The sequence below is a fragment of the Bradyrhizobium sp. SZCCT0153 genome, assembly GCF_018129995.1.
GTDB lineage: Bacteria > Pseudomonadota > Alphaproteobacteria > Rhizobiales > Xanthobacteraceae > Bradyrhizobium > Bradyrhizobium japonicum_G.
The window spans coordinates 184914-196696 of record NZ_JAFCKS010000002.1 but is presented as its reverse complement, the minus strand read 5'-3'; the positions used below and the strand labels follow the sequence as shown (position 1 = coordinate 196696).

Genomic DNA, 11783 nt, shown 5'->3' with positions numbered 1-11783 from the left:
GCGGCTGAGCGATCAGGCTACATCAATTATGCGGCGTACGGAAAACATTCTGAGTCCATCACTCGGACGCCGACGGTCCAGGATGGGGTAACCGCGGTCAGAAGCGGTCCCTATCGAAGGCCCGCTACACGCGTGCGCTAGGCTTGCGCTTCCGCATCCGCGCTGCTCTGACCGAGGCGCGGCTCCGTCCCCGCCAATAGCCGTTGAATGTTGGCGCGGTGGCGAACGATCACGTATATGCCGCCTCCGATCACCAGCAGCCGATAGGGCCACGGTTGCTCAAACCCGCAGACCAGAACGATTGCCGTCAACGCCGCGAGGATCGAGCTCACGGAAACCATCCGGGTGATGCTCAGCGCGACGCCGAAGACTGTTGCAGCCCCCAATCCCACGGGCCATGAAATCGCCAGCAACACACCCAGCCCGGTCGCAGCGGATTTGCCGCCCGTAAAGTTCAGCCAGATCGAGCGGCTATGCCCAAACAGCGCTGCAATCCCGGCCAGGCAAACTGCCCATGACACCCATATCTGCAAATCAGACGCTGTCGGCGGGGTCGCAGACAGCTCGGTATAGAGCCAGGGACAGAAGGAGCGGGCAACGATGATGGCCGCCACGCCTTTCAACACATCGGCGACAAGCACCGCCAACGCCGGCCACTTGCCCAGGGTCCGCAATACGTTCGTCGCCCCGGTGGATCTGGAGCCATGCGCTCGAATATCAATGCCCTTGAGGAGTTTTCCCGCGAGATAGCCCGTGGGCGTAGAACCCAAGAGATAGGCGATCACCAATCCAACCGCGCCCGCTATCCAAAAAGCCATGATCGAAAAAGCCAAGGGTTCTAGTTCCGGTTTTACGCAACCAGCGCTTTATCGCCGACCTGTTTTGACCGCGACGAGTCGGAGGCGAAATGCCGGAGCCGGCTGCACAGGTCTGCCCCATCTGGGAGCGGGCACATCGCGCATTCATGCACACGCGGTCTGGTCTTCGCCCGGGCCTCTGTCACGATAGCATTCTGCCAGTGTTTTGCCCGACGGGTCAACTTGATCGCGGCAGCGAATGTCACCGCGGCGCGACTCGAAAAACCCTTAACCTTCAAGGGACCTTCTACTGTGCATGGGGTTGTTTTTCGACGTTTTAGTTTTGGACCCTGAGAAAAAAGCGCAAAGGCCCGCACGAACAACTCACTCCGCCTGCAGGATCTCCGCAATCGCGGCGCCCGCCGCGATGGTGCCGAGCTTGCCGCCGACGTCGCGCGTCGCCCTGCCCTCGCCGATCGCTTTCGCCACCGCCGCCTCGATCGCACGCGCGGCTTCCTCGTAGCGGACGGCGCCGCTCGTCTCGCCGTGCCAGGCGAGCAGCAAGGCCGTCGACAGGATCAGCGAGACCGGATTGGCGACGTCCTGCCCCGCGATATCAGGCGCCGAACCGTGCGCCGCCTGCGCCATAGCATGGCGGTCGCCGACATTGAGCGAGCCGCCGAGGCCGAGACTTCCCGACAGCTCCGCCGTGAGATCGGACAGGATATCGCCGAACATGTTGGTGGCGACGATGACGTCGAACCGATCCGGGTTGCGCACCACATGCGCCATCATGGCGTCGACGAGGATGTCATCGACCGCGAGGCCGGCATAAGCTTTCGCCGCCTCGCGGCAGATGTCGAGAAACATCCCGTCGCCGATCTTGAGCACGTTGGCCTTGTGCACGATGGTGAGATGCTTGCGCCGCTTCATCGCCAGACGGCAGGCGGCGTGCGCGATGCGTTCGCAGCATAGGCGCGTGATCCGGCGCAGCGAGATCACCACATCAGGCGTGACCAGCATTTCGCCATTGCCCTGCTCCATGTTGCGGTCGGCATAGAAGCCTTCGGTGTTCTCGCGCACCACGACGAGATCGAAATCCCCACACCGGCCGGGCCGCCCCGCATAGGTGCGTGCGGGCCTGACATTGGCGTAGAGGTCGAGGCTCTTGCGGAAGTGACGCGACGGATTGATCTCGCCATGCGCCTCGTCCTTGAAGTCGAAGGTCGCGGTCGGGCCGAGGATCAGGCCGTCGGCGGCGCGGACGATGTCGAGCAGTTCGGGGCGCACCGTCGTGCCGAACTGCTGCAGGCTCGCATGCCCGACCGCGTGCTCCTCCAGCCGCAGATTGAGCTGGAAGCGCTCGGAGGCCGCGCGCAGCACGCCCGATGTCGCGGTCGTGATCTCCGGTCCGATGCCGTCACCGGGCAAAACGACGAGTTGCATGGCGGTCCCCTCAAATTGCAGCAGCAGAACGATCATACGCCGGAGCACGGCGGCTTCGCCCAGCCTTCGCGCATACACAGCATGCAAGCATATGCCTGTGGAAGCGGCCTTTGGCGTAGTACATGCCGAAAGTCCCGTTCAGCCACGCCGCCGAAACAACGCGCAAGTCCATGATAACAAGGCAATGACAATCACGTTACCTGCCGCCGCGCGCGAGCCCGACCACACCGTGTCCGACGGCCTGCCCGCTGCGCAGCGGCGCTGGGCCATTGCCGCGATCTTCACCGCGCTGGCGATGGCTTCGCTCGACACCGCGATCGCCAACATCGCTCTGCCCGCCATTGCCGCCGATCTGCATGTCACGCCGGAGCAGTCGGTCTGGGTCGTCAACGTCTACCAGATCGCGCTGGTGGCGACGCTGCTGCCGCTCGGTGCGCTCGGCGAGATCGTCGGGCACCAGCGCATCTATCTCGGCGGCCTGATCCTCTTCACCATCGCCTCGCTGTTCTGCGCGGTGGCGTGGTCGCTGGACAGCCTGCTGGTCGCCCGTACCCTGCAAGGGCTCGGCGCCAGCGGCATCATGAGCGTGAACACCGCGCTGGTGCGTTTCGTCTATCCCGGCCGGATGCTGGGCCGCGGCTTCGGCCACAACGCGCTGGTGGTCGCGACCGCCTTCACCTTCGGTCCCTCGATCGCCTCGGCCATCCTGGCGCTCGGGCCGTGGCCGTGGCTGTTCGCCGTCAACATCCCGTTCGGCCTCGTCGCGATCGGCATCGGCTTTGCGATGCTGCCGAAGACGCCGCGCGCCGATCACGGCTTTGATTTTCTCGGCGCGGTGCTGGCGTCGGCCTGCCTCGGGCTGTTCATCACGGGCATCGGCAGCGCCGCGCACAATCTGTCGCCGGTGGTCGTCGGCGTCGAGCTGGTCACGGCCCTCGCGCTCGGCTTCATCCTGACGCGCCGGCACGCCGACCATCCCGCACCGATGCTGCCGATCGACCTGTTCAGCCGCCCGATGTTCGCGCTGTCGGCGGCGACGGCGGTGTGCTCCTTCGCCGTGCAGGGCCTCGCCTTCGTCTCGCTGCCGTTCTATTTCGAGGACGTGCTGGGACGCTCGCAGGTCGAGACCGGATTCTTCATGACGCCATGGCCGCTGGTGGTCGGCATCATGGCGCCGATCGCGGGGCGCCTCTCCGATCGCCATGCCGTCGGATTGCTGGGCGGCATCGGCCTTGTGCTGCTCGGCCTCGGCATGGCGCTGCTCGCGATGCTTCCGGCCAATCCCGCCATCCCCGACATCATCTGGCGGATGGTGATCTGCGGCATGGGGTTCGGCTTCTTCCAGGCGCCGAACATGAAGGCGGTGATGTCGAGCGCACCGCCGCACCGCAGCGGCAGCGCCTCCGGAATCGTCGCGACCGCGCGCCTGACCGGACAGACGACGGGAGCCGCGCTCGCCGCGGCCTGTTTTGCTCTCGCCGGACACCAGGGCGCAACGGTGGCACTGGCGCTCGGCGCCGGCTTTGCCGCGCTCGGCAGCGTCATGAGCTTGTTGCGGCTCGCGGTGAAGTAAGACCCTCAGGCCAGATGCCGCGCGGCTGTCGCGTCGACCGTCGCCGCTGCCGCGATGACCGTCTCGTCGTCGAGCGCAGCCAGGCGCACGTCGATGGCATCGATGACCTTGCGCGAGAACGGTCCGAGATGCGCATAGGCCGCGATCATCTGTACCGCGATCCGCGCCGATGACGTGTCGCGCTTGGCGCAGTTCATGAAGGTTTGCCAAAGCGGGCGCCCGTCGGGGATGGAGGTGACCACGCGATGAACGGTCTCCATCGCCCCGACCCTGGCGCGGATGTCGCCTTCGGCAAGCTCGTGGCGCTGCCTGGACCGGTCGAGCAGCGTCATCAACTTGTCGACGCGGCCCGCATAGGCGGCCGGGCTGTAGACACGCTCGAGCACGGTCTTGTAGTCCATCAGGATATCGCGGAGCGGCCGCACCGGATCGAAGTTGATGCCGCCGGTGCACTGATCGCCGCCCGTCGTCGATGCCAGATCGTGGTCCGCGTGCAATCGGCCTTCCTTTGCAAGGCGCCGCGTGAGCTGCGTGTTCGGCAACGCGTAGAGCAGCCCGATCATGGCAACCGGGATGGCGGCCTCCTCGATGAAATCGACCATGGCCTCCGCCATCGAGACCTTCTCGTTGTCGAAGCCGACGATGAAGCCCGCGGTGACAAGCATGCCGGCGGCGTAGATCTTGTGGATGCTCTCGGCGATGTTGCGCCGCGTGTTCTGTTTCTTGCGCATCGCGACCAGGGTTGCGGGATCCGGACTTTCGATGCCGACGAAGACAGCGAAGAAATTGGCCGCCCCCATCAGGTCGAGCAATTCAGGATCGTCGGCGAGATTGACCGAGGCCTCGGTGGACAATTCGAAGGGATAGCCGTGCGCGCGCTGCCATTCGGCGAGCTGGGGCAGGAACAGCCGGAGCGACTTCTTGTTGCCGATGAAATTGTCGTCGACGAAGTCGAGATGGCCGCGATAGCCCATATTGTAGAGCCTATCGAGCTCGATGAGCATCTGCTCATTCGTCTTGGTGCGCGGCACGCGCCCATAGAGCTCGATGATGTCGCAGAACTCGCAGGTGAAAGGGCAGCCGCGCGAATACTGCACACCGAGGTAGAGATAGTCCTCGAATTTGAGCAGGTCGAAGCGCGGCACCGGCGTCGAGGTGACGTCGGCCTGGAATTTCGGCGCGGTGAAGACGCCGGCGCGTGCGCCGCTGTCCCAGGCCGCGATGAATTCGTCGATGACGCTTTCGGCCTCGCCGAGCACCCGGAAGTCGGCTCGCTCGTAGACATGGGGGCTGGAGGTGGGATCAGGGCCGCCGACCACCACCGGCTTGCCCGCCGCGCGGCATACGTCGATCAGGCGCAACGTGTCGGCCTGCTGCGGCAACATTCCGCCGGTGAAGACGACGTCGGCCCAGGCGAGATCGTCGTCGCAGAAAGGCTGCGTGTTGCAATCGATGAGGCGCACCGTCCAGTTGGCCGGCAGCATCGCGGCAACAGTGATCAGGCCGAGAGGAGCAGCGGGGCGTTTCACGCCCATCAGTTCGCAGGATTCGCCAAAACTCCAGAAGGACTCCGCCGTGAAGAGCGGATAGAGCATCAGCACGTTGCAAGGCTTCGGTACGTTCATGGAACCCCTTCTGGCTTCGCCCCAGTGTAGCAGAGCATCTTGGTCTTGCATCCCGGCAAAAGGGACAAACTGTTGCCGATTGTTCCATGGTGGCTGGCGCGCCAAAGCAGGAGACGTCGTCCGAGGCTGTGCGCAGGCGTACAAGGGACGCGGCGAATGGCCTCGGGTGCGGACCCCGGGGCGGAGGTTTTCGCGCAAAACAGGCGGACGCAACACCGCCCGCCCCTTAATCATCCTGCGAGCGCGAAAATCATCGACGACACCCCGCGGACTCTTGATTTGAACAGTTCCAATTTGCCCGACACATTGCGCCCCTGAGTTCAATCGGTGGATTGGGCCAATCAGGGGACTGCGATGGCAAACCTAATAATCAACGGAAAAACCTTCACACTCGATGTCGAGCCAGATACGCCGCTGCTCTGGGCGATCCGCGAGAATGCCGGCCTGACCGGCACCAAATATGGCTGCGGCATCGCACAATGCGGCGCCTGCACCGTTCACATGGACGGTGTCGCCACGCGTTCCTGCGGGATCTCGGTCGCTGAGGCCGAGGGCAAGAAGATCACCACGATCGAGGGACTGGCGTCCGGCAGCTCGCTGCACAAGGTGCAAGAAGCCTGGATCGCCCAGGACGTTCCGCAATGCGGCTATTGCCAGAGCGGCATGATCATGGCGGTGGCGGCGCTGCTGATCGAAAGACCGAAACCGACCGACGCCGATATCGACGAGGCCATCACCAATATCTGCCGCTGCGGCACCTTCCAACAGGTGCGCGAAGCGATCCACATGATCGCAAGCGCGTAAGTAGCCGCCCCATGAACAAGCACGTCTCTCCCAAGATGAACCGCCGCGCCTTCGTCATCGGCACCGCCGCGGTCGGCACCGGCCTTGCGATCGGCCTCGATCTCCCGTTCGGCGGCCCCGCCGTGGTGCGCGCGGCCGACGGCTCGCCCGAGATCGGCGCCTGGGTCGTGGTCAGGCCCGACGATGCCGTCGTGATCCGCATCGCCCGCTCCGAGATGGGCCAGGGCTCGCTCACCGGCCTCGCCCAGCTCGTCGCCGAGGAACTCGAATGCGACTGGTCGAAGGTCTCGACCGAATATCCGACACCGGGCCAGAGCGTTGCCCGCAAGCGCGTCTGGGGCGATTTCTCGACCGGCGGCAGCCGCGGCATCCGCTCTTCGCACGACTATGTCCGCAAGGGCGGCGCCACCGCGCGCCTGATGCTGATCCAGGCCGCCGCCGATGCGTGGAAAGTCCCGGCGTCCGAATGCACCGCCGCGAACAGCGTCATCACCCATGCGCCATCCGGCAAGACCACCACCTACGGCAAGGTGGCCGAGGCCGCAGCCAAGCTGACGCCACCGTCCGACGTCAAGCTGAAGGATCCGAAGGACTGGAAGCTGATCGGCAAAGGCGTGAGGCGGCTCGACACCGCCGACAAGACCACCGGCGCCATGATCTACGGCATCGACGTCAAGCTGCCGGGCATGCTGAACGCCGCGATCAAGGACTGCCCGGTGTTCGGCGGCAAGCTGAAGAGCTTTGACGAAGCCAAGATCGCCGGCATGAAAGGCGTCAAGCAGGTCGTCAAGGTCGGCGATACCGCGGTCGCGGTCGTTGCCGACACCTGGTGGCACGCCAAGACCGCGCTGGAAGCGCTGCCGATCGTCTGGGACGAGGGCGACAACGCCAAGGTCTCGAGCGAGTCCATTGCAAAATGGCTGGCCGAGGGCCTCGACAACGGCCAGCCGGCCTATGTCGGCAACAAGAACGGCGACGCCAAGGCCGCGATTGCCGGCGCAGCCAGGAAGATCGACGCCGTCTACAGCTACCCCTACCAGAACCATGCCACGATGGAGCCGATGAACGCCACCGTGCTCTACACGGCAGACAAGTGCGAGGCCTGGTGCGGCACGCAGAATGGCGAGGCCGCCTTCGCGGCGGTGCTGGAGGCGTCCGGCCTGCCGGCCGAGAAGTGCGACGTGCACAAGGTGATGCCCGGCGGCGGCTTCGGCCGGCGCGGCCAGACCGACTATGTCCGCCAGGCGGTCATAATCGCCAAGCAGATGCCGGGCACGCCGATCAAGCTGTTGTGGTCACGCGAAGAGGACATGGCGCACGGCAGGTATCATCCGATCACCCAGTGCAAGATGACCGGCGCGTTCGATGCCGACAATAATCTGGTCGCGCTGCACTACCGCCTGTCCGGACAGTCGATCCTGTTCTCGCTCCGCCCCGAAGCGCTGCAGAACGGCATGGATCCGGCTGCATTCCAGGGCGTCGCCCAATCCGGCGAGGCCGCGTTCGGCTATTCGGTGCCGAACCTCCTGATCGAGCATGCGATGCGCAATCCGCACGTTCCGCCCGGCTTCTGGCGCGGCGTCAACGTCAATCACAACGCGATCTACATGGAATGCTTCATGGACGAACTGGCCCAGGCCGCAGGGCAGGACCCGCTCGAATTCCGCCGCAAGCTGATGGGCAAACATCCCAAGCATCTGGCGGTGCTCAATGCCGTGGCCGAAAAGATCGGCTGGACCACGCCGGCGCCGCAGGGCGTCTATCGCGGCATCGCGCAGGTCATGGGCTATGGAAGCTATGTCGCCGGTGCCGCCGAAATCTCGGTGACCGACGGCAACAAGATCAAGGTGCATCGCATCGTCGCCTCCACCGATCCAGGCTACGTCGTCAATCCGGCGCAGGTGGAGCGGCAGATCGCCGGCTCCTTCGTCTACGGCCTCTCCGCACTGTTCTACGGCGGCTGCACCGTCAAGGACGGCAAAATCGAGCAAACCAACTTCGACACCTACAACTCGATGCGCATCAACGAGATGCCGAAGGTGGAAGCGGTGATGGTGCCGAGCGGCGGGTTCTGGGGCGGTGTCGGCGAGCCGACCATTGGCGTCGCGGCGCCGGCGGTGCTCAATGCGTACTTCGCCGCGACCGGCAAGCGCATCCGCTCTGTGCCGTTGCGCGACCAGAACATCACCTTCGCCTAAGAGACGCCGCGGCGGCCACGACGGCCGCCGCGGCATTTTCCGGATGAGGCCCATGAATGCGCCGGTTACACGGCGGAATGCCGTCCTCGGCATCACCGCCGCGGCCACATCGTTCGCCGTACCTTCGATCCTGCGTGCGCAGTCCGCAGGCCGCGTCGTCGTGGTCGGCGGCGGCTTTGGCGGCGCGGCCTGCGCTCGCGCGCTGAAGCGTGCGCAGGGAAACCTGCAGGTCATCCTGATTGAGCCCAATGCAGTCTTCACTTCCTGCCCCTTCAGCAACGAGGTGATTGCGGGCCTGCGCGACATCGACGCGCAGCAGTTTGGCTACGACAAGCTCGCGGCCCAGGGCGTCACCGTGATCGGCCAGGCCGTGACCACGATCGAGACGCAGCGGCGCAGCATCTTGACGGCCGATGGTGTTGCGCTGCCCTACGACCGTCTTGTGCTCTCCCCCGGCATCGACTTCCACTTCGAAGCCCTGCCCGGCTACGACGAGGCCGCGGCGGAAAAGATGCCGCACGCCTGGAAGGCCGGCGCTCAGACGCTTTTACTGCGCAAGCAGTTGGAGGCAATGCCGGACGGCGGCACGGTTGCCATTACGATCCCCGCCAATCCCTCGCGCTGTCCGCCTGCGCCTTACGAGCGCGCCAGCCTGATCGCGCATTACCTGAAGATCAACAAGCCGCGCTCGAAGGTGCTGGTCTTGGATGCCAAGGACACTTTCTCCCAGCAGCGGCTATTCGAGAGGGCGTGGAAGGAGCTCTACGGCGACATGATCGAGCGCATCGCGCTGTCGCAAGGCGGCCGCGTGACTTCGGTTGACGCTTCGACCAAGACCATCGTCACCGAGTTCGGCAACTACACCCCTGACGTCGCCAACGTCATCCCGCCGCAGCGCGCCGGCCTCATCGCCGGGATCGCCGGCGCTGCGGATGCGACCGGCTGGTGCCCGATCGACCCTGCGACTTTCGAGTCGAAGCTCGTCCCAAACATCCATGTCGTCGGCGATGCCTGTCTCGGCGGCGGCATTCCCAAATCGGCGTCAGCCGCAAGCGCGCAGGGCAAGGCCTGCGCCGCTGCCATCGTCAGTCTGCTCGCGGGTCGCACGCCAGAGGCGCCGCGGCTGACCGGCGTCTGCTACAACACCGTCGCGCCCGGTTACGGCTTTTCGCTGGCCGGCAATTACCAGCCCAAAGGCGATATCTTTGCCGAGGTCGAGGGCGGCGCGACCAGCCCGGTCGACGCCCCGCGAGAACTGCGCGCCCGCGAGGCAGCCGAGGCCGAGCGCTGGTTTCAAACCATCACGGCGGATACCTTTGGCTAGGACATCTCTCCATATCGCAACGCTGGTCGCCGCCACTCTTGCCTCTGGTGCAGAAGCACAAGACCTCGTGCCCTACAGGATCACCGGCGACGGAATTGGCCAATCGCTCACCGGCGCGCCCGGCGATACCGCGCGCGGCCGCGCGCTGGTGCTCGCGCGCACCACGACCTGCATCCTCTGCCATTCCGGCCCCTTCCCGGAAACGCGGTTCCAGGGTGACCTCGCGCCCGACCTTAGGGGGACCGGGAACCGCTGGTCGGCGAGCCAGTTGCGGCTTCGGCTGGTCGATGCGGCGCGCTTCAACCCACAGACCATCATGCCGTCCTATTATCGCAATGGCGGGCTCGTGCGGGTCGGGCGCAATTTTGTCGGCAAACCGATATTGTCGGCCGCCGAGATCGAGGACATCGTGGCCTTTCTTGCAACGCTTCGGGACTAGGTTCATGCCGACCACGCGACGACGATTCCTGGGCCTTGCCGGAGGCGTGACGGCCGCCGGGGCGATTCCGATCGTCACGCTGCAGCCGCTTCAAGCGACACCAGCGATGCTCACCGCCGCGGTACGCAACATCGTCGGCGAAGCCGCTGTACGAACCGGCAAGGTGAAGCTCGACATTCCACCGCTGGTCGAGAACGGCAACACGGTGCCGATGACCGTGAGCGTCGCCAGCCCGATGACCGCGGATGATTACGTCAAGAGCATCCACGTTTTCAACGAGAAGAACCCGCAGCCGAACATCGGCAATTTCCATCTCGGCCTTTCGGCCGGCCGCGCCCAGGTTTCGACGAGGATCCGGCTCGCCGACACCCAGAGGGTGATCGCGATCGCACGCCTCTCCGATGACACTTTCTGGCAGGTTGCCGCCGACGTCGTCGTGACGCTCGCCGCCTGCACCGAGGAGATGAACTGATGACCGCGCTCATCAACGTTCCGGCGAAGGCCAGACGCGGCGACATCATCGAGATCCGCACGCTGACCTCCCACATCATGGAAACCGGCTTCCGTCACACCGCGGACGGCGCGCTGGTACCACGCGACATCGTCACGAGCTTCACCTGCCGCTACAACGGCACCGAGATCTTCAGCGCCGACCTCTTCCCGGCAATCGCGGCGAATCCATATCTGTCGTTCTTCACGGTTGCGAAAGAAAGCGGCAAGTTCGAGTTCGAGTGGACCGGCGACAACGGCTATTCGTCCAGCGCATCGGCATCGATCACGGTCGAATGATTTTCTGGCGCGCGATAGCGGCGGCGGCGCTTCTCGCCACGAACTCCGCCCTGCTCGCCGGCGAGATTCCGCCGGACGAGCGCCGCTCCGGCTATTCCTTCATGGGTCCGGACAGCCGCGCGATGCAGGATGACGACACGTCCAATCCGGGCATGTTGTTCGTGCTCGACGGCGAGGCGCTCTGGACGAAGAAGACCGGCAGCGCGGAGAAAGCCTGTGCGGATTGCCATGGCGATGCCCGGAGCAGCATGAAAGGCGTCGCAGCGCGCTATCCCGCCCTCGACAAGACGCTAGCGCGTCCCGTCACGCTAGACCAGCGCATCAACCTCTGCCGGGGCAATCATCAGAAAGCGACACCGCTGTCCTACGAGAGCCGCGACCTACTGGCGCTGTCCGCCTTTGTCGCCCACCAGTCCCGCGGCGTTCCGATCACGGCCGGCGGCGATCCGGAGCTCAAGCCCTTCCTCGAACAGGGCCGCGACCTTTTCATGCAGCGCGAGGGTCAGCTAAACCTCGCCTGCGCCAATTGCCACGACCACAATTTCGACAAGCGCCTCGCGGGCGCGCCGATCACGCAAGCGCAGCCGACCGGCTATCCGCTTTACCGCCTGGAGTGGCAGACACTGGGGTCGATCGAGCGCCGGTTGCGCAGTTGCATGACCGGCGTTCGCGCCCAGGCCTATGATTACGGCTCGCCCGAGCTGGTCGCGCTCGAGCTTTACCTGATGTCGCGGGCGCGCGGCCTGCCAATGGAGACACCGGCCGTTCGCCCCTGATCGTAGATTAGG

The 11783-nt window shown here is 65.0% G+C and carries 11 protein-coding genes; 8 read left to right on the top strand and 3 right to left on the bottom strand.

Features of this window, described 5'->3' with window-relative positions; all coding sequences use genetic code 11:
* Positions 1 to 137: 137 nt before the first annotated feature.
* Both plsY and JQ572_RS08820 read right to left on the bottom strand, forming a co-directional pair.
* On the bottom strand, positions 138 to 818 hold the full coding sequence (plsY, locus tag JQ572_RS08825; RefSeq protein ID WP_211383522.1) for a glycerol-3-phosphate 1-O-acyltransferase PlsY: 681 nt from the start codon (positions 816 to 818) through the stop codon (positions 138 to 140).
* 363 nt (positions 819 to 1181) lie between these two features.
* Positions 1182 to 2243: an isocitrate/isopropylmalate dehydrogenase family protein gene (locus JQ572_RS08820; RefSeq protein ID WP_211382618.1), complete on the bottom strand. Its 1062-nt coding sequence runs from the start codon at positions 2241 to 2243 to the stop codon at positions 1182 to 1184.
* Between the two features lie 184 nt (positions 2244 to 2427).
* Here JQ572_RS08820 and JQ572_RS08815 point away from each other — a divergent pair, with 184 nt between their 5' ends.
* Positions 2428 to 3816, top strand: a complete 1389-nt coding sequence (locus JQ572_RS08815; protein WP_211382617.1) for an MFS transporter — start codon at positions 2428 to 2430, stop codon at positions 3814 to 3816.
* Positions 3817 to 3821: 5 nt separating this feature from the next.
* On the opposite strand, the gene JQ572_RS08810 is transcribed toward JQ572_RS08815, so the two are convergent.
* Positions 3822 to 5441 carry a B12-binding domain-containing radical SAM protein gene (locus JQ572_RS08810; protein ID WP_211382616.1) on the bottom strand — a complete coding sequence of 540 codons (1620 nt, stop codon included), beginning with the start codon at positions 5439 to 5441 and terminating at the stop codon, positions 3822 to 3824.
* A gap of 354 nt (positions 5442 to 5795) precedes the next feature.
* Between JQ572_RS08810 and JQ572_RS08805 the strand changes: the two genes are divergently transcribed.
* The 7 genes from JQ572_RS08805 to soxA are packed head-to-tail and all read left to right on the top strand — an operon-like array spanning position 5796 to position 11771.
* Positions 5796 to 6245: a (2Fe-2S)-binding protein gene (locus JQ572_RS08805; protein WP_211382615.1), complete on the top strand. Its 450-nt coding sequence runs from the start codon at positions 5796 to 5798 to the stop codon at positions 6243 to 6245.
* 11 nt (positions 6246 to 6256) lie between these two features.
* On the top strand, positions 6257 to 8443 hold the full coding sequence (locus tag JQ572_RS08800) for a xanthine dehydrogenase family protein molybdopterin-binding subunit (RefSeq protein WP_211382614.1): 2187 nt from the start codon (positions 6257 to 6259) through the stop codon (positions 8441 to 8443).
* Between the two features lie 52 nt (positions 8444 to 8495).
* Positions 8496 to 9767, top strand: a complete 1272-nt coding sequence (locus tag JQ572_RS08795; protein WP_211382613.1) for an NAD(P)/FAD-dependent oxidoreductase — start codon at positions 8496 to 8498, stop codon at positions 9765 to 9767.
* Positions 9760 to 10206 (top strand): sulfur oxidation c-type cytochrome SoxX, encoded by a 447-nt coding sequence (gene soxX / locus JQ572_RS08790; protein ID WP_211382612.1) that lies wholly within the window; start codon positions 9760 to 9762, stop codon positions 10204 to 10206. The genes JQ572_RS08795 and soxX overlap by 8 nt, the downstream gene beginning before the upstream one ends.
* Before the next feature lie 4 nt (positions 10207 to 10210).
* Positions 10211 to 10678: a SoxY-related AACIE arm protein gene (locus JQ572_RS08785; RefSeq protein WP_211382611.1), complete on the top strand. Its 468-nt coding sequence runs from the start codon at positions 10211 to 10213 to the stop codon at positions 10676 to 10678.
* The gene (gene soxZ, locus JQ572_RS08780; RefSeq protein ID WP_211382610.1) at positions 10678 to 10995 is read left to right on the top strand and encodes a thiosulfate oxidation carrier complex protein SoxZ; all 318 of its coding nucleotides are present in this window, start codon (positions 10678 to 10680) and stop codon (positions 10993 to 10995) included. The genes JQ572_RS08785 and soxZ overlap by 1 nt, the downstream gene beginning before the upstream one ends.
* On the top strand, positions 10992 to 11771 hold the full coding sequence (gene soxA, locus JQ572_RS08775; RefSeq protein WP_211382609.1) for a sulfur oxidation c-type cytochrome SoxA: 780 nt from the start codon (positions 10992 to 10994) through the stop codon (positions 11769 to 11771). The genes soxZ and soxA overlap by 4 nt, the downstream gene beginning before the upstream one ends.
* Positions 11772 to 11783: the final 12 nt, after the last annotated feature.